The sequence below is a fragment of the Oricola thermophila genome, from assembly GCF_013358405.1.
In the GTDB taxonomy this organism is placed as follows: domain Bacteria; phylum Pseudomonadota; class Alphaproteobacteria; order Rhizobiales; family Rhizobiaceae; genus Oricola; species Oricola thermophila.
Window position 1 is genome coordinate 614,190 of record NZ_CP054836.1, and the last position, 24,403, is coordinate 638,592.

Consider the following 24,403-nt stretch of genomic DNA (forward strand, 5'->3'; position numbering starts at 1 on the left):
TATGGATACTGTAAGAGAAGCCGAGACGGCGGTGGCATCGAGGTTCGATCGCTACGACTGCAACGGGGGGTGCCCGGTCGAAGCCGCGCTGGAGCAGATCGCCGGCAAGTGGAAGGGCATGATCATCTTCCACCTGATGGACGGGACGCTGCGCTTCAACGAGTTGGCGCGGCGCGTCGGCGGCGTCACACAGCGCAGCCTCACGAAACAGCTTCGCGAACTGGAAGCCGACGGCATCGTTCACCGGAAGGTTTACGCCGTTGTGCCGCCTCGGGTGGAATACTCGCTGACCGAAAAGGGCGAGCGCCTGCGCGACGTCATCGAGGCGCTGCGCGACTGGGGCTCGCAATATCGGAAGGCGGGCCAAGGAGCCGCCGCAAGCCCCGGCCACTGCAGCTAGATGGCATATTCGGCGGGTTGAGGCGCAGGTTGAGCGTGCGGGCTTGCGCCATGTTGGATCAGCCGGGTGACAAATGGCGAGGCCATCGACCGGATCAGGGCGCTGTAATTGAGCTGAAACCCTACCTCCGTTCCGATCGGCAGGCGGTTTCGTCCCGTGTCCAGCACGAGGTGATCGCTGCTCGACCCGAGAATCCCGATACCCGGCGGCGGCGTCAGGCCCGCCGGGTCGGTGTCCATCTGTCCCAGGGCCAGGATCGCCTGTGATACCGGCCCGCGATCCGTTGACACGATGGCCGTTCCGAACGCGGCCTCTGCAACCGCGCCTGTCGGCTGCGATGGCTTGATCTTCGACTCGATGACCTCGGCCACCAGCGTGATCGCATCCGTATGAAGGCCCTCGATCGGCTGGCGATGGAGGGGTTCGCAGCCGAGAAGAATGGATTCGCCAAGGCGCAGATTGTTGATCCGGCCCGTGTCGGCCGTGCCGAGTGCCCAGTCGAGGTTGCTTGAATTTCCGCCCGAGACAATGGGGAGAACGGGACCGAAGCTTGCCTCGATCGCATTTGCCAGTTGCGACAATTCCCCCATGTTCCTGGTGTCCGGGACGACGCCGCAGCGGCATGCCAGGTTCGTGCCGATACCCATAAGGGCGATGTTAGGAAAGTCGAGTGTCCGGCGCACGGCATCTTCCAGGTCGGCAGGCATGATGCCTTCGCGAAGGTCGCCGAGTTCGACCATCAGCAACACGCCGTGGACGCGGCCGATGTCCCGCGCGGCCTTTGAAAGTTCCGAGATGACGTCGAGTTCGGTGTTGAGGCTGGTGTTTGCCGTTCTGACCACCAGCGCCGCTTGCCCGATCATCGGCGAGCGGATGAGCGTCATCTGTGCCTTTACTGCCGCACGGCGCATGGTCCGGATATTCTCGATGCGGGAGTCGGCCAGTCCGCTGACGCCGGCGGCCAGCAGTTCCCCGGCGATGTCCGGCAAGCCGAGGAAGGCCTTGGTCACACCCGATACCGAGATGCCGCGCTTGCCGAGCCGGTTCACGAGCACCCGGGCGTTGTGGCGAATTTTGGAGAGATCTATCTCAAGGCGAGGGGAGGTCAATTGGCCCTTGCAGTCAGCTTCATCCTGAGCTGAGGGAAGGAGGTGAGAACCATCTCCACCAAGTGATCGGGGGACTTGGTCAGGGCATCGGTTGCCGGAATGCCAAGCTCGCCTTCATAGGCGATGATCGCCTGGTCGACTTCCGCCGGTGTCATGTTCTCATGGTTGATCGTCAGGCCGATGACCTTGGTGTCGGCAAAGGTCTCGATCAGGTTGATCTCGCTGGCGGGTGTCGGCATCGCCATCTGCTCGAAATCGCAGCGGTTGGCGCGTCCCGGCGCATGCTGGAGCACGACGCCATCGGGACAGCTTCCGCGCAGAATGAAGGATGATGTCGAAAAGGCCGGGTGGCTCAGCGCGCCCTGTCCCTCGATGATGATGATGTCCGGATTTTCGATTTCGAATGCCTCGACGATCGTCGCCTCCAGTTCGCCGCAGCAGAACTGGGAAGGCACCGCGTCCATCGCGATGCCGTAGCGCGCGCCCTGGATCAGTCCCGTCTGGCCGGTTCCGACCATAACCGCATTGATGCCGAGATCGTTCAGCGCGCGGGCCAGGATGGTCGCTGTCGTGCGTTTGCCGATTGCGCAATCGGTGCCGAGCACCGCGATGCGCGGGCAGGTGACTTCGCTGATCCTGCCGCTGAACAGGCGAAGATCCTTCTTGGCGCGGGGCTTGCGGATATCGAGGATGGTAACGTTGTGGGCAAGGCATGCCGCGGCAAACACGGGGTCGTCGTTGAGAAACTCATGCAGGCCGTTGACGATGTTGATGCCGTAGCTCATGGCCTCGATCATGAGTCCGCGTTCATGCGTCGACAGCATGCCGCTCGATGGCGCCATGCCGAAAATGAAATATTCGGGCAGGCTTACCGCCTGCGCCAGGGAATCGTCGAGATCCCTGCAAACGGGTATGCCGTTCGCCGCATCACCGAGCACCTCGCCGGCATCGAGACCGGCCTTCTCGCTGTCGATGACGGAGAGGATCTTGTATTTCTCCGAGTGCCGCACCAGCCCGTTGGCGGTCTTGCCGTCAATGGCGCCGAAATTGCCTTCGCAATAAATGACCGCTGTGTTGGACATTGGCGGCTTGCCGCGCGGGGGAAACGGGACGACAGACCGGGCATCCGGGTCGGAAGCGGGCCGTCCCTTGATACCTGAAGGCGGGCGTTGTTCGAAAAGGGTGTTGGTGGTCATGTAATGTTCCTTGGATGACACATCGCGTCAGCAGCCAGATCGTGCTCGCGGGTCAATTTCGGTTTTGGGCGTAGTTGCGAACGGCGTGGCGGTAGGCCACGTTCGTGGCCGCCGCCACGGTCCGTGCGTTCGCGGATTTCATTGCAAGAGAGCGTCGATTGCTCACCCAAACCACGTTTTGGGCGAAGCGTCCGGATTTGACATCCAGACCGTACGCTCCGAACGGGAGCGTTGGCGTCACGATCATCTCAAGAGCCTGATTGCTCTCAAACCCGCTGTGCCGTTAGCAAGCATCCAGCTTGTTCGAGGCAACGGCTTCACGGACCCTTTGGGCCGGCAGTTTCAGACGTTTTGTATAGAGCGATCTGGCAGGCTTCAATCGGCAAGGAAGCTGCAAAAGAGGTCCGACAGGCACCGGAACCGGTATGCGTTATCGCGTGCAAGTTATCTGTGTAGCATGAAAACACGGAAAGCTTGCATGATTTCTGGCTTTTCCCGCATTAAGTGAGTTTCTCCCGAGCGATACGGGCGGGGCAGGCTACCCCATCCCCGCTACTGTCGTGTCCTCGAGGCTGGCGAGCGTGTCTTCATCCAATGCCGCAAGTGCCTGTTTCGGCAGTGTTTGTTCACTCTACCGGCGGATACCAGTACTGCGCCTGCGTCGCGCCGCGCTCGATCACCACGAAATTGTTGGCGAAGACGCGGAACGGGGCGGACCATTCGCCGTCCGGCCACTGCACGCGGATCTGGGCGCGTTCGGCGACGCCAGTGCCGACATGGATAAAGCCCGACGATCCCGAAGCGTGGCCGCCACCGACCTGGACCCTGCGGGTGCGCGTCTCGTTGCCGGACTTGACCGTGATCGTTGCGCCGATGGCGTTGCGGTTGACGCCCTTTTGCCGCAGCTCGATCTCCAGCCAGTTGCCCATCGGGCGCGCTTCCGACCCGTTGTTCGAGCCGCCGGCATTGCGGAACAGCGAGAGCGGCGCCTCGCGGTTGACCACGGCGAGGTCCAGCATGCCGTCCATGTTGAAGTCGGCGATCGCCGCGCCGCGCCCTCGGCGGGGAAGGGCGATGCCCGCCCGGTCGCCCGCCTCGACGAAACCGCCTTCCGCCTTGCCGAGCAGTAGGTTGTCCGGGTCGTAGGCGGCGAAGTCCTGCATCTGCTCGACATTGCCCTTGGCTATGAAGAGATCGAACCGTCCGTCATTGTTGAAATCCTGGAATTCCGCGTGCCAGCCGGTCGAAGGTTTCAGGTCATCGCCCGTATATGGCCGGTGCGCGGTCGCGCCGTAATCCCAAGCGATATCGCGATAGACCGGACTGTCGGGATCCGCCTCGTCGTCCAGCGTCTGCAAGATCGTGTCGCCCATCGAGGTCACGGCATATTCGGGATATCCATCGGCGTCGAGATCGGCCTCGGCGATACCCATGCCCCAGATCTGCACGCGCCGCCAGCCGTCATTGCGCCGGTAGGGGCGCGGCGGCCGGCCTGCTTGGACGCGCCAGAGCTGCTCCTGTCCCTCGCGGTAATACTGCCGGTCGTTGGCGATCCGGAGATCCGGTTCCCCCGAGCGGTTCCAGTCGGTGAAGATCATCGAAAGGGCGCAATAGCCCGGCGAAAGCGGCAGCGGCTCCGAGTAGTCGGGCGTCTCGGTGTCCTTGAGCGGGCGGATGAAGGCGTTGTCGTGGCAGGTGCCCCAGGGCGACCCGGGGGCCGACCGGTCGACATAGTTGCCGAAGGCCAGTGTCGGGAAGGAAAGCCCCGGCTCGAACGTCGCGGCGAACGCCGTCGTCCAGGCGCGGCCGCCGTCGAAGGCGAACAGCCGGTTCGCCTCCGTGAAGCTGCAGTCCGGCCCGCCCTTGAGGATCATGTTCTCGCCGACGCGCAGTGCGACGAGGTCGCGGAAACCGTCATTGTCGATGTCGAGAGCATAAAACCCGGTGACGCGGTCGCGCGCGGCAGGCGGAAGGGCCTCAGGCCTTTCCTCGAAGCGAAGTTCTCCGCCGATTTTGCTGCGATTTACATAGAGCCGGGCAGGGGCGGTACCGCCGGCGATGGCAAGATCGGGCAGGCGGTCGCCGTTGCAGTCGAAGGCCGATGCGCCGCCGCCGACGAAATATTCCCACGGGCCGGCATAATGGTGGTCTATGCCGGCGGCAAGCGCCTCCTCGACCATGACGGGGACGTCCATCGGCAGGTGTCGCGGAGCTTCTTCGGCGGCAAGCGGTGCCACGTGAACGAGATGGGCGGAAAGCAGAAGAACGGCGCGTCTCATTGCGGAATTACCAGGGTCTTGAGGAAGGCGATCAGGGCGCTGCGGTCTTCCTCCGCGCATTCCACATAGGCGTCGCGGGCCGCGCGCGCCGCACCACCATGGGCGCGGATCACGCCGTCGAGCGTGGTGAAGTCGCCGCGGTGGCCGTAGGGGGAGGTCGAGGCGAGGCCCCACAGTTCGGCGGTCTGGAACTCGTTGCGCTCGACGAAACGCTGGCCGAGCAACTCGTTGCCCAGATCGGCGACCTGCCGGTCGGTGATGACATGGCGCTTCAGGTCGCCGAAGATCGGAATCAGCCACTGTCCCTTCTCGTTGCGCTCCAGCCGGTCGGCCCAATCGCTCAGCGACAGGTCATAGATCGCGCCTTTGATTTCACCTTCCCGCAAAGTGCCCGCCGCGTCATAGGGGCCGGGATCGGAGAATTCGAGACTGTCCAGCGGCAGCGCGCGGACATGGCAGGCATTGCAGCCGATCTCGTCGAACACGGCGCTGCCGCGCGCGGCGGCTTTCCGCCATGCCGGATCGTCGGGAACCTCGATGACAGGCGGGGGCAGGGTGGCCTGCCAGGCGACGAGGGCCGAAATGTCGCCCTCGGTCAATTCGTCCGCGTGACCATCCTCGTCGAAATCGCTTTCACCCGTCCAGCGTTCGCCGAAGCGTTCGACCGCCTGCATGCCGTGATGCTGATTCATGGCGTTGATGGCGAACTGGCGCAGCGAGGTCATCACGCCCTTCTGGCTGAATGGTCGGATGACAAGGTCGGTATCCACCCCCTCGATCCCGGAGAGATCGAGAATGCCGTCCGGCTGAGCCGTGATGTGTCCGAAGAATATGCCCTTGGTTTCAAGTCGCGCGCTGACCGGCTGTCCGGTTTCGCGCGCCTCTTTCAGCGTCCGGGCACGGATCGCGTGCAGGTCGGCGGTCATTTCCCGCGCCAGCAGCTCGACGAGGCCGGCGCCCATCAGGTGATTGGTGTTGCGCTCGTTGGAAAACTGCGGATCGACGGTATCGAAATCCGCGTTCACGAAGCCCTCGTTGACAAAGACATTGACCGTGAAATCGCCCGCGCCTCCGGTCACGGGCTCGCGGTGGCAGCTGGAACAGGCGTTGGAATCGGTCCCAGCGATGCGCTGGAACAGGCTGTCCGGCGGGCGTTTGCGCTTGGTCGGGATGATCGCTTGCGTCGCCATGATGCGTCCCGCGCCATCAAGCTCGGTGAACTTGGCGGTGAACAGTTCTTCGCCCCGCTCGATCAGGTTGAACAGAGCGTCGCGATCGAGGCGCCCTTCAAGCTCCGACTGGTCGACATGGTCGGTGAGGGTGCGTTCTGCCCAGGGGACGTCGTTGGCCGCGGCTGGCAGGCAAGCCGTGGCGACGAGTAGCGCGACGATGGGCGTGGATATGGAGCGCTTCTGCATGTCAATTCTCCGCGGAGCCGAGCACGCGGTCGGCCTGGGCGGCGTCGATTTTCGACAGGGCGCCGATGGCACAACCCTCGAACACGAGCGGCATCTCGTCCACATAGAGGTCGATAGGGATGTCGCGGGCAGCGGCCAGGTTGGAATTGCCCAGCGTTTCGCGCAATGTCGGTTCCATCAGGTCGAAGGCGATCGCGCCGTGGCCCGCAAAGACGACGCGGAACGGATCAACCAGCGCGAAAATGCTGGCCAGGCCCAGCCCCAAGGAACGGCCTGCTGCGGCAAATGCCTCGCGCGCCAGCGGGTTTCCGTCGCGTGCGGCGTTGGCGACGCTGGTGAACTCGCCGGGAGTCACGTGGCTTGCCGGCTTCGCGTCGATCGGCTCCTGGCGGTAGCGGCGCAAGATCGCATAGTCGCCGGCATTGGCCTCGATGCAGCCACGCGAGCCGCAGCGGCACAGTGCACCGCCGACCTTGTACATCATGTGTCCGAATTCCGTACCCGACGATTGCGTGCCGTTGATGATGTCGCCGCGCAGGAACAGGCCCATGCCGACGCCGTGGGCGAGCAATATGGCCGCGAAATTGTCGCTGTAGCGCTCGGGGTCGCGCCAGTTGAGCGCCTTCGCGATCAGGTCGCAGTCGTTGGCCAGACTTGCCGGCACGCCGAATTCCTCTTCGAGCCAATCGGCTACGGGCACATCGGTGAGCGATGTCATCGGCGAACGCAGCATGTTCCGCCCGGCAATGTCAGTCGCGCCCTGCACGCCGACGGCGATACGCGCAACCTGACGGGCGTCGATGCCGCTGGAATCCAGCGTCCGGCGGATGTCGGCGACGAGGCTTTCACGGAACGCTTCCCTCTCGATGTTCGCCATGTCGAGGTCGAACTCGCGGCGTGCGACAACCGAGCCCGCGTAATCGACGATGGCCACGGCGGCAACGCCAATCTTGAGGATCAGCAGAACGGCGTGACGGAACTTCGGGTTGATGGACAGGTCTACGCTCGGCCGGCCCCGGCCTGCGCTGGTGCCATTCTCTCCTCCGCGGGCGATGAGGACGTCCTCGGCGATCAGGTCATTCGAAATCGTGGAGACGGTCGCGGGGCTCAGTCCTGCCTGCAGGGCGATCTCGCCGCGGCTGATTGCCTTGTTGCGCCGCACGATCTGTATGATGCGTAGCCGGTTCCGTCTTCGCATGTCGTCTGAGCGAAGTATTTTTGTCATTGTCCCGGTGCGCCTCCTCACGTGCCGGGTGCAATGCAAGAATTTCATATGCATTGCAACAAGTTGACGTAGCCCGCTTTCATGTTGACATGTTCGCCCATTTGAGTCACGATTTTTTTCGAGGCTCGAATTAAAGGGCTTCTGTCGCGGGGAGGCGCTATGCCCGGCCCGCACTAACAGTTGCATTTCCGTGCATCGGGAGGATTACATGAGAAAGTTTGCAACCGCGCTCCTCGCGGGCGTCGTACTGTCTGCCGGTCTCGCCGGTTCGGCATGGGCCGAAGGCAAGACCATCGGCGTGTCCTGGTCGAACTTCCAGGAAGAACGCTGGAAGACCGACGAAGCCGCCATGAAGGCCGCGATCGAGGCCAATGGCGACACCTACGTTTCCACTGATGCCCAGTCGTCGGCGGCCAAGCAGTTGTCGGACGTGGAGAGCCTGATGGCGCAGGGCGTTGACGCGCTCATCGTTCTCGCCCAGGACAATCAGGCGATCATCCCGGCCGTGCAGGCCGCTGCTGACGAGGGCATTCCCGTCATCGCCTATGACCGCCTGATCGAGGACAGCCGCGCATTCTACCTTACCTTCGACAATGTCGAGGTCGGCCGCATGCAGGCCCGCGCCGTTCTCGCGGCCGCGCCGAAGGGCAATTACGTCATGATCAAGGGTTCGCCCACCGATCCGAACGCCGACTTCCTTCGCGGTGGTCAGCAGGAGGTTCTGCAGGACGCTATCGACAAGGGTGACATCACCATCGTTGGCGAGGCCTATACCGACGGCTGGCTTCCGGCCAATGCCCAGCGCAACATGGAACAGATCCTGACGGCCAACGACAACAAGGTCGATGCCGTGGTCGCTTCCAATGACGGTACTGCCGGTGGTGTCGTTGCCGCGCTTACGGCGCAGGGCATGGAAGGCATTCCGGTGTCCGGCCAGGACGGTGACCATGCCGCCCTGAACCGCGTCGCGAAGGGCACGCAGACGGTCAGCGTCTGGAAGGATGCCCGTGAACTCGGCAAGGCTGCAGGCGAAATCGCTGCCCAGCTGGCCGACGGGACGGACATGGCGGATATCGAGGGCGCGGTGGAATGGACGTCTCCGGCCGGCACGACCATGACCGCCAAGTTCCTCAAGCCGGTTCCGATCACCCAGGACAATCTGAGCGTTGTCGTGGATGCAGGTTGGATCTCCAAGGAAGCACTCTGCCAGGGCGTTTCCGACGGACCGGCTCCCTGTAACTGATCTTTCTGCTCTGTTACAAACCAGCATAAGGCGTTTCCATCCCTCGGGATGGGAACGCCGCGATGTCCCTTACCCGGATTACGGCCATGACCGACACTTCACCTGCGGCAAGCGCGCCGGCAAAACCGCGTAATTTCTTTGCCGCGCTCGAGATAGACAATCGCCTTCTTGGAATGATCGGCGCCTTCGTCGTCATCTGCCTTGTGTTCAATTTCCTGACCGACGGGCGTTTCATGACGCCCCGGAACATATTCAACCTGACGATCCAGACCGCGTCGGTCGCGATCATGGCGACAGGAATGGTATTCGTCATCGTCACGCGGCATATCGACCTGTCCGTCGGCTCGCTGCTCGCGACCTGCTCGGCGGTGATGGCGATGATGCAGACATTGGTCATGCCCGACTGGCTCGGCCTCGGGCTCAACCATCCGGCGACCATGCCGGTTGCCATCCTCGTCGGCATGGCGGCCGGACTGGCGATCGGCGCATTCCATGGCTGGCTGATCGGCTACCTGACGATTCCCGCCTTCATCGTCACGCTCGGCGGTTACCTCGTTTGGCGCAACGTGGCATGGCACCTGACAAAGGGCCAGACGATCGGGCCGCTTGACGAGAACTTCCAGCTGTTCGGTGGCATCAACGGCACGCTTGGCGAGACCTGGAGCTGGGTCTTCGCTGCCATCGCGATCGCCGGATCCCTGTATGCGCTGTGGCAGTCGCGGCGAACCAAGGTCATGCACGAGTTCCCGGTCAAACCCGTCTGGGCGGAAGTCGTGCTCGGAGGCGTCATCGCGGCGGTGATCGTCGGTTTCGTCTACGTGCTCAATTCCTATGAAATACCTGCGGCGCGGCTGCGTCGGATTTACGAGGCGCGCGGCGAGGTGTTGCCGGAGGGAGTCACCCAGGGATACGGCATACCGATCTCGGTGCTGCTGCTGATCCTCATCGCGATCGTGATGACCGTGGTCGCACGGCGCACCCGGCTCGGCCGCTACATCTTCGCGACGGGCGGCAATCCCGAGGCGGCCATGCTGGCCGGCATCAACACGCGGCTGCTCACGGTGAAGGTGTTCGCCATCATGGGGCTTCTTTGCGCGATTTCCGCGGTCGTGGCCTCGTCGCGCCAGACCTTCCACTCCAACGACATCGGCACGCTTGACGAGTTGCGGGTCATCGCCGCGGCCGTGATTGGCGGCACCGCGCTTTCCGGCGGCATGGGCACGATATACGGCGCCATTCTCGGCGCGCTGATCATGCAGAGCCTGCAGTCGGGCATGGCAATGGTCGGCGTCGATGCGCCGTACCAGAACATCGTTGTCGGTATCGTGCTGGTTCTCGCCGTTTTCATCGACATCGTCTATCGCCGCAGGACGGGAGACAAGATATGACCACACCGCTTGTCGAACTGCGCGACATGCAGAAGTCGTTTGGCGGCATCAAGGCCGTCGATCATGTCAGCTTCGATCTCTATCCGGGGGAAGTGGTCGGCGTGCTCGGTCACAACGGAGCAGGCAAGTCCGTGTTGATGAAGATGCTGTCGGGCGCGTTGCCGCGCGACGGTGGCGAGATCTACATCAACGGGGAGAAGGCGAATATCAACAATCCGCGAGACGCCCGCGACTACAAGATCGAGACGATCTACCAGTATCTCGCGCTCGCGGATAATCTGGATGCCGCGTCGAATCTCTTCCTCGGTCGCGAACTCGTCACGCCGAGCGGTTTTGTCGACGACGCGCGGATGGAGGCCGAGACGCGCAAGATCATGAAACGCCTCAACCCGAATTTCCGGCGCTTCCACACGCCGGTCGCGGGGCTGTCGGGCGGCCAGCGCCAGTCGGTGGCAATTGCACGCGCGGTCTATTTCAACGCCAGGATCCTGATCATGGACGAGCCGACCGCTGCGCTCGGCGTGCAGGAAACCAAGATGGTTGCCGAACTTATCGAGCAGCTGAAGTCCGAAGGTATCGGCATCTTCCTGATCGATCACGACATCCACCAGGTGAAGATGCTGTGCGACCGGGCCAATGTCATGAAGAACGGGCAGCTTGTCGGCACGGTCAAGGTGGACGAGGTTTCCGAGGATGACATGCTGGGGATGATCATAGCCGGCAAGTGTCCGCCGCAGGGCGTCCCGGGGCCCGGCGCGATCTCCTGATCCGCCATGCGGGCGCGGTCGTGACATGTTGCCGCGCCCCTGCTCTTTCTCTCAAATTCATATATAGTGAGCGGACCTTCCTTCGTGGTGATCCGCGGGGGAAGGATTTGCCTTGAGTCTCGGAGAGCGGATCGTCATGGATACTGCACGCAAGAACGAACAGTCCTCGGAAATTCCCGCTATCTGCCGTTCTTGCGAGGCGCGCCACGGAGGGATTTGTGGCGTGCTTTCCCCCGATCAACTGAAAAAGCTCAACCGTTACACCAAGCAGTATTCCTACGAGAGCGGGAACGAGCTTCTTTCCGCCGGCGAGGAAGCCCATCGCTATTCGAACATTCTTCGCGGCGTGGTGAAGCTGTCCAAGCTGCTTGCCGATGGCCGTCAGCAGATTGTCGGCCTGCAGTTCGCTCCCGATTTCATGGGCCGCCTGTTCCGCGAGGAAAGCGATGTGATCGCTGACGCGGCGACCGATGTGACGCTTTGCACGTTTCCACGCAACGTGATCGAGGAACTGGTTCGCGAATCGCCCGAACTCGAGCACAAGCTGCACGAGCAGGCCTTGAAGGAACTCGACGAGGCACGGGAATGGATGCTCACGCTCGGTCGCAAGACTGCTGGAGAAAAGGTGGCCAGCTTTCTTTACCTTATCGCGGCAAATGTCGATCCGGAACTCGCTGACCATGACGGGCCGATCCGGTTCGAACTTCCGCTCAAGCGTTCGGATATCGCGGATTTTCTCGGTCTGACCATCGAAACCGTCAGCCGGCAGATTACCAAGCTGCGCAAGGCCGGGGTGATCCAGATCGAGAACAACCGGACGGTGATCGTGCCCGATCTCGAGAGACTCGAAGCCGCCTGCGAAACCGACCGTTGATCAGACGGCCTTGGAATAACGTACCGAACTGTCTTCCAGGTAGGCGTCGAACCAGCTTGCGACGATGCGCGTGAAGCGGCGCGCTTCCTCCCTGACGCGGAATCTGCGGTCATCGGCTTCGGAGAGGCCGAAGCGGTCCGTCGCGGCGACCAGCCGGGCCTCGGCGATGTAGGGCCGGGCCAGGTCGCCGAACCTTTCCTCCATCGCCTCAAATGACACGGCGAAATCGCACATGATGCGTTCGATCATGTAGGCACGAATCCGGTCGTCGACACTCAGCTCGACACCGCGCGCAGCCGCGATCTTGCCGTTGCGGACGGTATTCTCGTATTCTCTGGTAGGGACAATGTTCTGCACATAGGCGTCCCCGTAGGAGCTGATCGCGGATGCGCCGAGACCGATCAGCGTGCGGCAGGCGTCTGTCGTGTAGCCTTGGAAGTTGCGGAACAGGCGCCCCTTGCGGGCGGCAAGTGCAAGGCTGTCGTCCGGCTTCGCGAAGTGATCGATCCCGATCCGGTCATAGCCGGCGCCGGCAATCATGTCGGCGGCGAGTCCGGCGTGATGGAACCGCTCGATCGTGCCGGGCAGATCCTCCTCGCGGATCAGTCGCTGGTGCTTCTTCATCCAGGGCACATGGGCGTAGCCGAACAGCGCGATTCGGTCCGGGGACAGGGTGAGTACCTTGTCGATGGTGGAGACGAGTCGTTCCTCCGTCTGTAGCGGCAGGCCGTAAAGGGCATCGACATTGATCGAGCGCACGCCCGATTCGCGAAGCGTATCGATGATCTCGCGGGTCTGCTCGAAGGTCTGCGGCCGGTTGATTGCCCGCTGTACCTCTTCGGAAAAGTCCTGGACACCGACGCTGGCGCGGGTGACGCCGAGAACGGAGAATCCCTTCAACGTTTCGGCCGTGACATCCGACGGATCGATCTCGATCGAGATCTCCGTATCCGCGCCGAGCCTGAAATTGTCCTGCAGCGCCCGGGCGAGACGCTCGATGTCCGGCTGGCGCAGCATGCTCGGAGACCCCCCGCCGAGATGCAGATGCGCCAGCCGGAACCGACGGCCGGCGAGTTCCCGCACGGTCGCCATTTCTTCCAACAGTGCCCCGACATAGGCCTCGACCGGCGCATATTTCAGGGTGTGCTTGGTATGACAGCCGCAAAACCAGCAGAGCCGGTCGCAGAAGGGCACATGCAGATACAGTGAAACCGGTTCGTCAGCGGGCAGGCGCTCTAGCCGGGCTCGGGCTATGGACAGTCCGTCCGGCGCGCTGAAATGCGGCGCGGTCGGATAGCTGGTGTAGCGCGGCACGGCACCGCGCTGGCTGGCGAGAATCCGCTCCGCGTCGATCATTTGGATACCTGTTTCTGGCAAAGAAGCGGCACGATGTGCTCGCGCTCGAAAGCTATGTGGCGCCGCAGCCCCTCGAAAAAGCCGCGCAGCATGTAGGCAAGGGTTTCGACATTCACGGAGGCCTTGTCCGTGACGAACCGAGACAACGCATCCGAAACCTCGTCGGCGTAGCTCTCGTCCTCCCAGTGCTCGTAGCGGAGCCGCTCAAGGGAGGCCTTCAGGTTCGAGTCGATTCCGTCGCTCGCCATCAGAATGGGAAAGACTGTCCTTTCCTCGTGTTCATGTGCAGCACGGACCATCGGCTGGATCTTGCGGGCCAGACTCAGACACATCTGCGTGTCGGAAATTTCGGGCAATTCGTCCGCGATTTCCTCGAGTTTCTGGCACAGGGCCAGCTGCTCTTCGTGATGGGCAAGGATTTGCGCGCAGACCTGCCCGGCGTCCACGCATGTATTTCGCAGCAGCGGAACGACGTTGTCCTTCTTTGCGTCTTCGCGCGTTTTCATTTGTCTACAGCCTCGCAGGGCGATTAAGGTCAGCGGCAAGCATTGCGCCTTGGCGAGTCCCGCACATTGATTCAGGTCAAGGCGCGTCGGTACGAAGCACTGACATATCGAGGATGCGAATAGATGCCAGCGCGGTCGGGACAGCCGCGGCTGGCCTGAGCGCATGTCCGAAGGGGGTTCCCATGAACAACAGCTACATGACCGCGCTGGTGGGGCTGGCGGCGTTTCTCGCCCTGCTCGGAGCGGCATTCGCCCAGGATGCGGCTTTCCAAGCGCATGCCTGGGTCGTCTTTTTCGCGCTGGCGATCGGCACGATTGTCATGCTGCGGAAACTTGAATTCGCGCCTGCCGGCGCGGCGGCCGACGAGTCGGCCTATTTCGACAATGTGGTGCGCTATGGTGTCGTCGCCACGCTTTTCTGGGGCGTTGTCGGCTTCCTGGTCGGTGTTATCGTTGCTTCGCAGCTGGCATGGCCCGAACTCAACATCGAGCCCTGGTTCAATTTCGGTCGTATGCGTCCGTTGCATACCTCGGCCGTCATTTTCGCCTTTGGCGGAAACGCGCTGATCGCAACCTCGCTCTATGTCGTTCAGCGCACGACGCGGGCGCGCCTGTTCGGCGGAAGCCTCGCTTGGTTCGTCTTCTGGGGGTACCAGCTCTTCATCGTCATGGCCGCGACCGGCTACCTGCTCGGAATAACCGAAAGCCGCGAATATGCCGAGCCTGAATGGTATGTCGACATCTGGCTGACGGTGGTGTGGGTTGCCTACCTGATCGTGTTCATGGGAACGCTGTTCAAGCGCAAGGAACCTCACATCTACGTGGCGAACTGGTTCTATCTTTCCTTCATCGTGACGATCGCGATGCTGCACATCGTCAACAACCTGTCGATGCCCGTGTCGCTGCTTGGTGCGAAGAGCTACTCGCTGTTCGCCGGCGTGCAGGACGCGCTGACGCAATGGTGGTACGGCCACAACGCGGTGGGCTTCTTCCTGACTGCCGGATTCCTCGGCATGATGTACTACTTCGTTCCGAAGCAGGCCGGACGCCCGGTCTATTCCTACCGGCTTTCGATCATCCACTTCTGGGCGCTGATCTTCCTCTACATCTGGGCGGGCCCGCACCATCTCCATTACACGGCGCTGCCCGACTGGGCGCAGACGCTGGGCATGGTGTTCTCGATCATGCTCTGGATGCCTTCGTGGGGCGGCATGATCAACGGCCTGATGACGCTCTCGGGCGCCTGGGACAAGCTGAGAACCGACCCGATCATGCGCATGCTCGTGATCTCGGTCGCCTTCTACGGCATGTCGACCTTCGAGGGGCCGATGATGTCCATCAAGACGGTGAACTCGCTGTCCCACTACACGGACTGGACCATCGGGCACGTTCATTCTGGCGCGCTCGGCTGGGTCGGCATGATCTCCTTCGGTGCCATCTACTATCTTGTGCCTAAACTGTGGAACCGGCAGCGCCTCTACAGCCTGCGCCTTGTCAGCTGGCACTTCTGGCTGGCGACTCTTGGCATCGTCGTCTACGCGGCGGTCATGTGGGTGTCGGGCATCCAGCAGGGCCTGATGTGGCGCGAGTACGATGATCAGGGCTACCTGGTCTACTCCTTCGCCGAATCCATCGCAGCCATGCATCCCTACTACGTGCTGCGCATGCTCGGTGGCGTGCTCTACCTGGCGGGTGCGCTGGTGATGGCGTTCAACATCTACAAGACGATCCGCGGCGACGTCCGGTCCGAGGTGCCCATGGGTGCCGAGCAGCCGGAAGCGCTTGCGCCGGCGGAATGAGGAGCTGAAACATGGCTTTGATCGATAAACACGAGATACTCGAGAAGAACGTCACGCTCCTGTTCCTCGCCTCCTTCGCGGTGGTGACGGTCGGAGGCATCGTCGAGATCGTTCCGCTGTTCTACCTGGAGAACACGATCGAGAAGGTGGAGGGGATGCGTCCCTATTCGCCGCTCGAACTGGCAGGCCGGAACATCTATGTGCGCGAAGGCTGCTATGTCTGCCACAGCCAGATGATCCGTCCGTTCCGCGACGAGGTGGAACGCTACGGCCACTACAGCCTGGCTGCAGAGTCGATGTACGACCACCCCTTCCAGTGGGGATCGAAGCGAACCGGGCCGGACCTGGCCCGGGTCGGCGGGCGATACTCAAACGAGTGGCATGTGGAGCACCTGAAGGATCCGCAGTCGGTCGTTCCGGAATCCGTCATGCCGTCCTACGAGTTCCTCGCCAACACGGAACTGAAGATCGAGAACGTGTCGGGTCACCTGATCGCGAACCGGCGCGTGGGCGTGCCCTACACGGACGAGATGGTCGAAAACGCGGAGGCCGACCTGATGGCGCAGGCGGATCCCGAGGCCGACTGGAGCGGGATCGAGGAGCGCTATCCGAAGGCAGTGCTCGGAGATTTCGACGGCAATCCGACGAAGGTTACGGAGATGGACGCGCTTGTGGCCTATCTCCAGATGCTCGGCACGCTCGTCGACTTCTCGGTCTACGAACCTGAAGAAAACTACCGGTAGGGGAGGGACAGATGGAATTCGACTACCACTCCATGCGTACCTTCGCCGACAGCTGGGGCCTGCTCTACATGTTCGTGATCTTTCTCGCGGTCGTCGTGTGGGTCATGCGTCCCGGTTCCAAGAAACACAGTGAAGATGCGGCCCGCATCCCCTTCAAGGAGGACTGATCCATGGCCGACAAAAAGGATATCGATGAAATCTCCGGTGTCGAGACCACGGGCCATGAGTGGGACGGCATCAAGGAACTCAACAACCCGCTGCCGCGCTGGTGGCTCTGGACATTCTACGGCTGCATCGCCTGGTCGCTGGCCTACACGGTATTCTATCCGGCCTGGCCGGGCATCACCGACGCGACGGCGGGCGTTCTCGGCTGGTCCAGCCGTGCCCAGCTTGCCGACGAGATGACCGAGCTCCAGGCGGAGCGCGCCGTCTATCTCGACAGGATTGCGTCGATCGACGTGACGGAGATCAGCGCGGATCCGGATCTTGTCCAGTTTGCCACGGCAGGCGGCGCATCGACCTTCAAGGTCTATTGCGTGCAGTGCCACGGCTCCGGTGCGCAGGGCGGTCCGGGCTATCCGAACCTCAATGACGACGCATGGATCTGGGGCGGCACGGTAGAGGACATCTATACCACGATCATGCACGGCGCCCGCTACGAGACGGACGAGGACACGCGCATCTCCGACATGCCGGCCTTCGGCCGTGACGAGATACTGGAACGCGACGACATCGTCGATGTTGCCTGGTACGTCCGCAAGCTGTCCGGCCAGGAACATGACGAGGAGGCGGCGGCGCGCGGCGAAACTGTCTATGTCGACAACTGCGCCGTCTGCCATGGCGATGCGGGCGAGGGAGATCCCGAACTCGGTGCGCCCAATCTGTCGGACGCGATCTGGCTCTATGGCGGTACTCACGCCGACATCGTTGCCCAGGTAAGCAGCCCGCGACAGGGCGTCATGCCGGCCTGGGGCGATCGCCTCGGCGAGTCGACCGTCAAGCAGCTCGCCGTCTACGTGCACGGTCTCGGCGGCGGTCAGTAAGACGCCGGCGCGTAACTGCAAGATAGGCCGGGCGGCGTCAGCGCCGCCCGGCCTTTTTTGTCGCTCAGCGGAATTTTAAGCTTTCGGTGGTCTCCTTGCCTTCCAAGGGTGGGACGGACCATGAGCGACAACCAGGCGATTCATGTTGCGAAACCGATGGCGGGGTTCGGCGCGCTGGTACTGCCGCTGTTTTCGTTGACGATCTTCCTCAGCGCCTTCCTGCTTTTTTCCGTCCAGCCCCTCTTCGCCAGAATGGTCCTGCCGAAGCTGGGCGGCACGCCTGCGGTGTGGTCCGTCGCCATGGTCTTCTTCCAGGCGATGCTGCTCGCCGGCTACGGCTATGCGCATTTCCTGACAAAGCGGCTGAACCTGCGCGTGGCGGCCGTCGTGCACATTGCGGTGATGGCTTGCGCGCTCGTCTTCCTTCCGATCGCTGTTTCCGAAGCGTGGGGGCAGCCGCCGCAAAGCGGCCAAGCGATCTGGCTGTTGGGCCTGTTCGCGGTCTCGGTCGGGCTGCCGTTCTTCGCGGTATCGGCCAACGGGCCGCTGCTTCAGGCCTGGTTCCATCGCACCGGGCATCCGCACGCGCACGATCCCTATTTCCTCTACGGCGCCTCGAACATCGGCAGCTTCGCATCGCTGGTCCTCTACGTCGCGTTTTTCGAGCCGGCATTCGTCCTGCAGGCGCAGTCTGCGATGTGGGCGGGCGGCTTCATTGCGCTCGGCGCGGCCATCGCCGCCTGCGCGCTCGCCGCGGGCAGGGGGACGCTGCAACGGGCAGCGGCGGAGCAGGCGGACCCTGTCGAAGCCGGGCCGCGCACGCAAGCCGGATGGCGCACACGGCTGCAATGGGTCTGGCTGGCCTTTGTGCCGTCGGGCCTGATGGTCGCGGTAACGGCACACATCTCGGTGGATGTCGCGGCGATCCCGCTGCTCTGGATCGTGCCGCTGTCGCTGTATCTGATGACGTTCGTCTTCGCCTTCGCGCGCAGGCCTGTCGTGCCCGTCAGATTCCTGGACCGCGCGCTGCCCGCGCTCGGTTTCGGAGCGCTGGCGGTCAGCTATTTCAACCTGTTCCCGCTGGTCGCTCAGATGCTGATCCAGGTCGTCTTTTTCTTTGCCGCGGCGCTGCTTGCCCACAGCGTCCTGGCGTCGAAGCGGCCGGCGGCGTCCGACCTGACGAATTTCTATTTCTGGATGTCCACCGGTGGTGTGCTCGGTGGCGTCTTCGCATCGCTGCTGGCCCCGGTCCTGTTCGACTGGATTGCCGAATATCCTCTGCTCGTGCTCGCCGCGCTGTTGATCCGCCCGTCCATCTGGGCGGAGGACGCTCGACCGGCGTGGATCGTGTCGATCGCGGGCCTCATCCTGCTGTTTCTTGCCGGAAGTCCGTTCGGCCCGGCCTTGTTCTCGGCGGTTCCGACGGACTTGACGCTGATGGCGTTCATCGCCTTCGCCGCCGCCGGATCGATCGTCCACCTGCGAGCGGAACCCGCCTTCGTCGCTTCGGTGATGGCCTTCGGTGTGCTCTGTTTCGGGCTTCAAATGCAGGGCAACCAGCTCTTCATGGAACGGTCATTCTTCGGCGTCCTGAAGGCGCGCCTGAGCGAGGACGGGGAGTTCATGAACATGTCGCACGGCACGACGATCCACGGATCGATGCGCGTCGATGAAACAGGGACCCCGACTCCGCTGACCTACTATCACGCAAGCGGCGGTATCGCCCGCGCGCTGTTCTCCGTCCAGCGGCGCAAGGCGGGCGAGCCGGCCGAAATCGGCGTTGTTGGCCTCGGCGTCGGCTCGTTGATCTGCCATCGCTCGCCCGGCGAGCGGTGGACGCATTTCGAGATCGATGCCGACGTGGTGCGGCTCGCGCGCGACCCCGAATACTTCCGGTTCATGTCCTCCTGCGAGATGCCCGACGACCGCATGGTCATCGGCGACGCGCGGCTGAAGCTGGCCGACGAGCCCGACCGGCGGTTCGACTATCTGTTGATCGATGCATTCTCGTCCGATTCGATTCCCATACATCTGCTGACGACGGAAGCTTTCGACCTCTATCGGGACAAGCTGGCCGAAAGGGGCTTGCTTGTCGTGCACATCTCGAACCGGTACATGGAGCTTGCCACTGTCTTGGCGGCCATCGCCCGCGAGACCGGCATGGCGATGCGGGCCGGAAAGTTCATTCCGGACGCGGCGGCGCGAGACCAAGGTGCCACGACCTCCATGGTCGCCGTGCTGGCCCGCGACGAGCGGGACCTTGCCGCACTGGCGGCTGACAATACCTGGCAACCCGTCGATCCGGGCCGAACCGCGGCCTGGACCGACGGCTACTCCAACGTTCCGGCCGCGATCCTGCGCAAGTCCTGGTACGCCGAGCCCGAGGCGAAATGACGCGGACGGGGCCGGTAGCCCTTCCGCCACTTGGTGGCCTTGATTCAGGTCAAGGATTGTTGGGCGCTCTGTCGCCAAAAAGGGGCATGCGGGGCGCATGTTTGCGCGCCCACCGCTATGGCAGGAGCATGTTTTGGATCAGGCGACCGAAGTTCCGTCCGTCGACGTCGAACCCGTCAACGCCGGCGCGAAGAAGAAAGCACAGCCGCTATACGCGGCCCGCAAGCAGATTTTCCCGAAACGGGCGGAGGGCCGGTTCCGCCGCCTGAAGTGGCTTATCATGCTGGTCACGCTCGGCATCTATTACGTGACGCCGTGGCTACGCTGGGACCGTGGCGATCATGCGCCGGACCAGGCCGTTCTGATCGACATGGCCAATCGGCGCTTCTATTTCTTCTTCGTCGAGATCTGGCCACAGGAGTTCTTCTTCGTCGCCGGCCTTCTGGTGATGGCGGGCGTCGGCCTGTTCCTGGTCACATCAATCGTCGGGCGCGCCTGGTGCGGCTATGCCTGTCCGCAGACCGTGTGGACGGACCTTTTCATCGCGGTGGAACGATTCTGGCAGGGCGACCGCAACGCGCGCATGCGCCTCGCCAAGGCGCCATGGTCGTTCGAGAAGGCCCGAAAGATGGTCGCGACCCATGCGTCCTTTCTCGCCATTTCCGTGGCGACGGGTGGTGCGTGGATATTCTACTTCGCCGACGCGCCGACGCTGCTGAAGGATCTTGTGACCTTCCAGGCACCATTCATCGCCTATTCGACCGTCGCGGTCCTGACGGCAACGACCTATGTGTTCGGCGGCCTGATGCGCGAACAGGTGTGCATCTACATGTGTCCGTGGCCGCGCATCCAGGCGGCTATGCTCGACGAGGATTCGCTGGTCGTCACCTACAACGACTGGCGCGGCGAGCCACGCAGCCGCCATGCCAAGAAGGCCGCAGCCGAAGGCAAGGCCGTCGGCGATTGCGTCGATTGTAACGCCTGCGTTGCCGTCTGTCCGATGGGCATCGACATCCGCGACGGACAACAGCTGGAGTGCATCACCTGCGCGCTGTGCATCGACGCCTGCGACTCGGTCATGGACAAGATCGGCAAGAAACGCGGGTTGATCGCCTATGCGACGCTGCACGAGTACAACCACAACATGCAGCTCGCCACGGACCCGGAGACCGGGGCCGTCGACCCGGCGCGCGTGCGCGGCGAGGACGGAAAGTTTGACGACCGCATAAAGCATTTCAACTGGCGGATCATCTTCCGCGTCCGTTCGCTGATCTACATGGGCGCATGGGCTGCCATCGGCCTCGCCTTGGTGGTTGCGCTGCTCAGCCGCGACCGGCTCGAGGTGAACGTGCAGAAGGACCGCAATCCGGTTTTCGTCACGCTGTCCGACGGATCGATACGCAACGGCTACACCGTCAAGCTCCTCAACATGATCCCCGAGCCGCGGGTCATCTTCCTGTCGCTGGAGGGACTGCCGGGCGCCACCATGAGCATCAACGGCCTCGACCAGCCGGACGGCACCAGTTTCGCCATTCCGGTCGAGCCGGACAAGTTGCGGGCGCTTAAGGTGTATGTCACGCAACCGCTGGAATACACCGTGGAAGGGCGCGCGCCGTTCCACTTCATCGCCGAGGACAAGCAGTCCTTCGAGAGCGACGTCTATGACGCGGTATTCGAGGCACCGGAAAGATGACCATGATCGAGAAGATACTCGGGCTGAAGCATTTCACCGGCTGGCACATGCTGGGCGTGCTGGTCCTGTTCTTCGGGACCATCATCGGCGTCAACCTGACGCTTGCCTGGTTTGCCAATTCCAGCTGGACGGGGCTGGTGGTGCAGAATTCCTATGTCGAGAGCCAGCGTTTCAACGAGGTGACGGCCGAGAAACGTCGTCAGCTCGCGCTTGGCTGGCAGGCTGAAATCGCCTATGGCGGCGACACCTTCACGGTGGAGATGACCGACAAGGACGGCGCGCCGTTGCGCGGTGCCATCGTTTCGGCGAAAATCGGTCATCCGGTCCAGGACCGGAACGACCAGACGGTATCGCTGCTCGACAGGGGCGGCGGGGAGTATGCCGCCGATGTCGCGCTCGATCCGGGCATCTGGAACGTCGACCTGACGGTCACGGGGGCGAAGGGCGAGATCTGGACGCGCGCGATCAGGTTCCTGGTCAGGGAGTAATGCGCCATGGCGGGTAGCTGTTGCGGCGGAGATCTCGGGGTGGACAATGCGCTTGCCTCTGCGGGCGTGGGCGATTTCACGCGCGTGGAGGAGTTGCAGCGCGCCGGCCACATCGAGAATGACGGCACCGTGCGCTACGTGCTTTCGGTGCCCGAGGTGCATTGCGGCGCCTGCATCTCGGCGATCGAGCGCGGGCTGAACGGCCTCGAAGGCGTCGTTTCGGCGCGCGTGAACCTGTCGCTGAAACGCCTGACGGTCATCCTGGATTCCGAAGACCGCTCGCCCGGCTTCGTGCTCCAGACGCTCGACCGCCTGGGGTATCGCGCCATGCCGGTCGACCTGGGCGAACTCGGCGATGTAGAGCACAAGCGGCAGTCCGAGCGCCTTTTGCGGGCGCTCGCGGTCGCGGGCTTTGCCGCGGGCAACATCATGCTCCTGTCGGTGTCGGTCTGGTCCGGCGCCACCGGTGCCACTCGGGACCTGTTTCACCTGATTTCCGGCCTTGTCGCCGTTCCCGTCGTCGCCTATTCGGGCCAGGTGTTCTTCTCCTCGGCGCTGAAGGCCCTTGCTGCGCGCCGCCTCAACATGGACGTGCCGATCTCGCTTGCCGTAATCCTGGCGCTGGGCATGAGCGTCTATGAAAGCCTGACCGGCGGCGCGGAGGCCTATTTCGACGCGGCCGTGACGCTCCTCTTCTTCCTGCTTATCGGACGCTATCTCGACCAGCTGATGCGCGACCACGCCCGCTCCGCCGTGCTCGGGCTTGCCCGCATGACGGCGCGCGGCGGCAATGTCGTCGGGGATGACGGCTCGCTCACATATGCGCCGGTCGACGAGATCGAGCCGGGCATGGTGGTGCGGGTCGCTCCGGGCGAACGCATTCCCGCGGACGGCCGTGTAGTCCGGGGCACCAGCGATCTCGACCGTTCTCTGGTGACCGGCGAGAGCGCGCCGGTTGCTGTCGCGGCCAATACCGAGGTGGAGGCCGGCACGCTGAACCTTACCGGCCCGATCGACGTGAAGGTCGTTCGCAAGGCCGACGAATCCTTCATCGCCGAGGTGATGCAGATGATGGAGGCCGCCGAGAACGGTCGCGGGCGCTACGTGCGCATCGCCGACCGGGCGGCGCGGGTCTACGCGCCCGCGGTGCACCTGTTGGCGCTGTTTGCGTTTCTCGGCTGGATGATCGTGACGGAAGGCGACTGGCATGCGTCGCTTTACACCGCCATTTCCGTCCTCATCATCACCTGTCCTTGCGCGCTCGGCCTTGCCGTGCCCGTGGTGCATGTCATCGGGGCCGCACGCCTGTTCGGCCGTGGCATCCTGATGAAGGACGGGTCGGCCCTCGAAAGGCTGGCCGAAGCCGACACGGCGGTCTTCGACAAGACCGGCACGTTGACCACGGGCACGCCGCGCATCGCGGCAACGGCGATCGGCGCCGACGACGCGCCGGCGGCCAAGGCGCTGGCCATGCACTCGATCCACCCGGCTTCGCGTGCGGTCGCCGTGTTCCTGGCGGATACGCCGGTCGCTGCGCTGTCCGATATCCGCGAGGTTCCGGGCTACGGTGTCGAGGGTATCGTCGATGGCGAGCGCGTGCGCCTCGGTCGTGCCGAATGGGCGGCCGAAATGGCCGCGCCGGGGACCGGGGAGGCAGCGCGGGGCGCCGGGCTTGCCTTTGCCCGCGAAGGGGGCGAGGTGGCCGGCTTCACCCTGTCGGAGACCCTGCGGCCCGATGCGGCGGATGCCGTCGCAGCGCTCAGGGAACAGGACATGGCGGTCGAACTCCTGTCGGGCGACAGCGCCGCCGCGGTCAAGGCAATCGCAGCCACGGTCGGCATCGAGGCGGTACGAGCGCAGGCCACTCCCGCATCCAAGATCGCCCGCGTCCGCGAACTCCAGGCCCATGGCCGCCATGTCATGATGGTCGGCGACGGACTCAACGATGCTCCGGCGCTCGCGGCGGGGCACGTTTCCATGGCGCCGGCCTCGGCGTCGGATATCGGCCGCATGGCCGCCGATTTCGTCTTCACCCGGGAGACCATGATGTCGGTGCCGTTTGCCCGCGAGATCGCGCTCAAGGCGGGCCGGCTGGTGCGGCAGAATTTCGGGCTTGCCGCGCTCTACAACGTCATCGCCGTGCCGCTGGCCGTCGCCGGCTACGTGACACCGCTGATCGCTGCGCTCGCCATGTCGGGATCGTCCATCGTCGTCGTGATGAACTCCATGCGCCTGGCGCGCGGCGGGCGGTTGCTGCCGCGCCTCGGACGCACGCGGAAGGCGGCGGAACCGAACGAGGTTCTGGCATGAACGTGTTGATCTACCTCATACCCGCGGCACTCGGGATGGGCGCGCTTGGTCTCTTCGCCTTCCTGTGGTCGATGAAGAGCGGCCAGTACCAGGATCTCGACGGCGCGGCGGAACGCATCCTCGACGAGGAAGCTGACGAGAAGCCGCTCTAGGGGAGAGGGCAGGGCCACCG

The 24,403-nt window shown here is 63.3% G+C and carries 21 protein-coding genes; 14 read left to right on the top strand and 7 right to left on the bottom strand.

The features are described 5' to 3' along the window. Nucleotide 1 precedes the first annotated feature (1 nt). Nucleotides 2-400 carry a winged helix-turn-helix transcriptional regulator gene (locus HTY61_RS02850; RefSeq protein WP_175275378.1) on the top strand — a complete coding sequence of 133 codons (399 nt, stop codon included), beginning with the start codon at nt 2-4 and terminating at the stop codon, nt 398-400. Here HTY61_RS02850 and HTY61_RS02855 read toward each other — a convergent pair. From HTY61_RS02855 to HTY61_RS02875, 5 genes are all read right to left on the bottom strand, one after another. Beyond that, entirely contained in the window at nt 397-1,509 is a 1,113-nt protein-coding gene (locus HTY61_RS02855; RefSeq protein ID WP_175275379.1) for an alanine/ornithine racemase family PLP-dependent enzyme, read from the bottom strand. The genes HTY61_RS02850 and HTY61_RS02855 overlap by 4 nt on opposite strands. Continuing rightward, nucleotides 1,506-2,705, bottom strand: coding sequence for an N-acetyltransferase DgcN family protein (locus tag HTY61_RS02860; RefSeq protein ID WP_175275380.1), 1,200 nt, complete (start codon nt 2,703-2,705; stop codon nt 1,506-1,508). The genes HTY61_RS02855 and HTY61_RS02860 overlap by 4 nt, the downstream gene beginning before the upstream one ends. Before the next feature lie 626 nt (nt 2,706-3,331). Beyond that, the gene (locus tag HTY61_RS02865) at nt 3,332-4,984 is read right to left on the bottom strand and encodes an FG-GAP repeat domain-containing protein (protein WP_175275381.1); all 1,653 of its coding nucleotides are present in this window, start codon (nt 4,982-4,984) and stop codon (nt 3,332-3,334) included. Further along, nucleotides 4,981-6,402: a di-heme oxidoredictase family protein gene (locus tag HTY61_RS02870; RefSeq protein ID WP_175275382.1), complete on the bottom strand. Its 1,422-nt coding sequence runs from the start codon at nt 6,400-6,402 to the stop codon at nt 4,981-4,983. Before HTY61_RS02870 ends, HTY61_RS02865 begins: the two co-directional genes overlap by 4 nt. Before the next feature lies 1 nt (nt 6,403). After that, a complete protein-coding gene (locus tag HTY61_RS02875; RefSeq protein ID WP_175275383.1) occupies nt 6,404-7,627 on the bottom strand; it encodes an ROK family transcriptional regulator in 1,224 nt (407 codons plus the stop codon). A 208-nt stretch (nt 7,628-7,835) separates the two neighbouring features. Here HTY61_RS02875 and xylF point away from each other — a divergent pair, with 208 nt between their 5' ends. The 4 genes from xylF to HTY61_RS02895 all read left to right on the top strand — a co-directional run bounded on the left by xylF (nt 7,836) and on the right by HTY61_RS02895 (nt 11,899). After that, nucleotides 7,836-8,870: a D-xylose ABC transporter substrate-binding protein gene (gene xylF, locus HTY61_RS02880; RefSeq protein WP_175275384.1), complete on the top strand. Its 1,035-nt coding sequence runs from the start codon at nt 7,836-7,838 to the stop codon at nt 8,868-8,870. A gap of 86 nt (nt 8,871-8,956) precedes the next feature. Further along, complete coding sequence (locus HTY61_RS02885; protein WP_175275385.1) at nt 8,957-10,258, top strand: sugar ABC transporter permease; 1,302 nt, start codon at nt 8,957-8,959, stop codon at nt 10,256-10,258. Beyond that, nucleotides 10,255-11,025, top strand: a complete 771-nt coding sequence (locus tag HTY61_RS02890; protein WP_175275386.1) for an ATP-binding cassette domain-containing protein — start codon at nt 10,255-10,257, stop codon at nt 11,023-11,025. Before HTY61_RS02885 ends, HTY61_RS02890 begins: the two co-directional genes overlap by 4 nt. Nucleotides 11,026-11,161: 136 nt before the next feature. Beyond that, the gene (locus tag HTY61_RS02895; protein ID WP_175275387.1) at nt 11,162-11,899 is read left to right on the top strand and encodes a Crp/Fnr family transcriptional regulator; all 738 of its coding nucleotides are present in this window, start codon (nt 11,162-11,164) and stop codon (nt 11,897-11,899) included. Here HTY61_RS02895 and hemN read toward each other — a convergent pair whose 3' ends face one another. Both hemN and HTY61_RS02905 read right to left on the bottom strand, forming a co-directional pair. After that, a complete protein-coding gene (gene hemN / locus HTY61_RS02900; RefSeq protein ID WP_175275388.1) occupies nt 11,900-13,255 on the bottom strand; it encodes an oxygen-independent coproporphyrinogen III oxidase in 1,356 nt (451 codons plus the stop codon). It abuts the gene before it with no gap. Continuing rightward, nucleotides 13,252-13,761, bottom strand: a complete 510-nt coding sequence (locus HTY61_RS02905; protein WP_175275389.1) for a hemerythrin domain-containing protein — start codon at nt 13,759-13,761, stop codon at nt 13,252-13,254. Before HTY61_RS02905 ends, hemN begins: the two co-directional genes overlap by 4 nt. 182 nt (nt 13,762-13,943) lie before the next feature. Between HTY61_RS02905 and ccoN the strand changes: the two genes are divergently transcribed. The 9 genes from ccoN to ccoS all read left to right on the top strand — a co-directional run bounded on the left by ccoN (nt 13,944) and on the right by ccoS (nt 24,383). Further along, entirely contained in the window at nt 13,944-15,560 is a 1,617-nt protein-coding gene (gene ccoN, locus HTY61_RS02910) for a cytochrome-c oxidase, cbb3-type subunit I (RefSeq protein ID WP_175275390.1), read from the top strand. A gap of 11 nt (nt 15,561-15,571) precedes the next feature. After that, nucleotides 15,572-16,303, top strand: a complete 732-nt coding sequence (ccoO, locus tag HTY61_RS02915) for a cytochrome-c oxidase, cbb3-type subunit II (RefSeq protein WP_175275391.1) — start codon at nt 15,572-15,574, stop codon at nt 16,301-16,303. An 11-nt stretch (nt 16,304-16,314) separates the two neighbouring features. Then, complete coding sequence (locus tag HTY61_RS02920; RefSeq protein WP_175275392.1) at nt 16,315-16,470, top strand: cbb3-type cytochrome c oxidase subunit 3; 156 nt, start codon at nt 16,315-16,317, stop codon at nt 16,468-16,470. Between the two features lie 3 nt (nt 16,471-16,473). Then, on the top strand, nt 16,474-17,346 hold the full coding sequence (gene ccoP / locus HTY61_RS02925) for a cytochrome-c oxidase, cbb3-type subunit III (RefSeq protein WP_175275393.1): 873 nt from the start codon (nt 16,474-16,476) through the stop codon (nt 17,344-17,346). A gap of 120 nt (nt 17,347-17,466) precedes the next feature. Continuing rightward, nucleotides 17,467-19,740 (top strand): fused MFS/spermidine synthase, encoded by a 2,274-nt coding sequence (locus tag HTY61_RS02930; RefSeq protein ID WP_175275394.1) that lies wholly within the window; start codon nt 17,467-17,469, stop codon nt 19,738-19,740. A gap of 97 nt (nt 19,741-19,837) precedes the next feature. After that, nucleotides 19,838-21,433, top strand: a complete 1,596-nt coding sequence (ccoG, locus tag HTY61_RS02935; RefSeq protein WP_175275395.1) for a cytochrome c oxidase accessory protein CcoG — start codon at nt 19,838-19,840, stop codon at nt 21,431-21,433. Nucleotides 21,434-21,435: 2 nt separating this feature from the next. Next, nucleotides 21,436-21,921 (top strand): FixH family protein, encoded by a 486-nt coding sequence (locus HTY61_RS02940; protein ID WP_175275396.1) that lies wholly within the window; start codon nt 21,436-21,438, stop codon nt 21,919-21,921. Nucleotides 21,922-21,927: 6 nt separating this feature from the next. Next, entirely contained in the window at nt 21,928-24,231 is a 2,304-nt protein-coding gene (locus HTY61_RS02945; protein ID WP_175275397.1) for a heavy metal translocating P-type ATPase, read from the top strand. Further along, nucleotides 24,228-24,383 carry a cbb3-type cytochrome oxidase assembly protein CcoS gene (gene ccoS, locus HTY61_RS02950; RefSeq protein WP_175275398.1) on the top strand — a complete coding sequence of 52 codons (156 nt, stop codon included), beginning with the start codon at nt 24,228-24,230 and terminating at the stop codon, nt 24,381-24,383. The genes HTY61_RS02945 and ccoS overlap by 4 nt, the downstream gene beginning before the upstream one ends. Nucleotides 24,384-24,403 lie beyond the last annotated feature (20 nt).

Bases quoted from the DNA above. Each gene is read 5' to 3' on its own strand.
- HTY61_RS02850 (WP_175275378.1), top strand. From the start codon at position 2: ATGGATACTGTAAGAGAAGCCGAGACGGCGGTGGCATCGAGGTTCGAT.
- HTY61_RS02860 (WP_175275380.1), bottom strand. From the start codon at position 2,705: ATGACCACCAACACCCTTTTCGAACAACGCCCGCCTTCAGGTATCAAG.
- HTY61_RS02865 (WP_175275381.1), bottom strand. From the start codon at position 4,984: ATGAGACGCGCCGTTCTTCTGCTTTCCGCCCATCTCGTTCACGTGGCA.
- HTY61_RS02870 (WP_175275382.1), bottom strand. From the start codon at position 6,402: ATGCAGAAGCGCTCCATATCCACGCCCATCGTCGCGCTACTCGTCGCC.
- HTY61_RS02875 (WP_175275383.1), bottom strand. From the start codon at position 7,627: ATGACAAAAATACTTCGCTCAGACGACATGCGAAGACGGAACCGGCTA.
- xylF (WP_175275384.1), top strand. From the start codon at position 7,836: ATGAGAAAGTTTGCAACCGCGCTCCTCGCGGGCGTCGTACTGTCTGCC.
- HTY61_RS02885 (WP_175275385.1), top strand. From the start codon at position 8,957: ATGACCGACACTTCACCTGCGGCAAGCGCGCCGGCAAAACCGCGTAAT.
- HTY61_RS02890 (WP_175275386.1), top strand. From the start codon at position 10,255: ATGACCACACCGCTTGTCGAACTGCGCGACATGCAGAAGTCGTTTGGC.
- HTY61_RS02895 (WP_175275387.1), top strand. From the start codon at position 11,162: ATGGATACTGCACGCAAGAACGAACAGTCCTCGGAAATTCCCGCTATC.
- hemN (WP_175275388.1), bottom strand. From the start codon at position 13,255: ATGATCGACGCGGAGCGGATTCTCGCCAGCCAGCGCGGTGCCGTGCCG.
- HTY61_RS02905 (WP_175275389.1), bottom strand. From the start codon at position 13,761: ATGAAAACGCGCGAAGACGCAAAGAAGGACAACGTCGTTCCGCTGCTG.
- ccoN (WP_175275390.1), top strand. From the start codon at position 13,944: ATGAACAACAGCTACATGACCGCGCTGGTGGGGCTGGCGGCGTTTCTC.
- ccoO (WP_175275391.1), top strand. From the start codon at position 15,572: ATGGCTTTGATCGATAAACACGAGATACTCGAGAAGAACGTCACGCTC.
- HTY61_RS02920 (WP_175275392.1), top strand. From the start codon at position 16,315: ATGGAATTCGACTACCACTCCATGCGTACCTTCGCCGACAGCTGGGGC.
- ccoP (WP_175275393.1), top strand. From the start codon at position 16,474: ATGGCCGACAAAAAGGATATCGATGAAATCTCCGGTGTCGAGACCACG.
- HTY61_RS02930 (WP_175275394.1), top strand. From the start codon at position 17,467: ATGAGCGACAACCAGGCGATTCATGTTGCGAAACCGATGGCGGGGTTC.
- ccoG (WP_175275395.1), top strand. From the start codon at position 19,838: ATGTTTGCGCGCCCACCGCTATGGCAGGAGCATGTTTTGGATCAGGCG.
- HTY61_RS02940 (WP_175275396.1), top strand. From the start codon at position 21,436: ATGATCGAGAAGATACTCGGGCTGAAGCATTTCACCGGCTGGCACATG.
- HTY61_RS02945 (WP_175275397.1), top strand. From the start codon at position 21,928: ATGGCGGGTAGCTGTTGCGGCGGAGATCTCGGGGTGGACAATGCGCTT.
- ccoS (WP_175275398.1), top strand. From the start codon at position 24,228: ATGAACGTGTTGATCTACCTCATACCCGCGGCACTCGGGATGGGCGCG.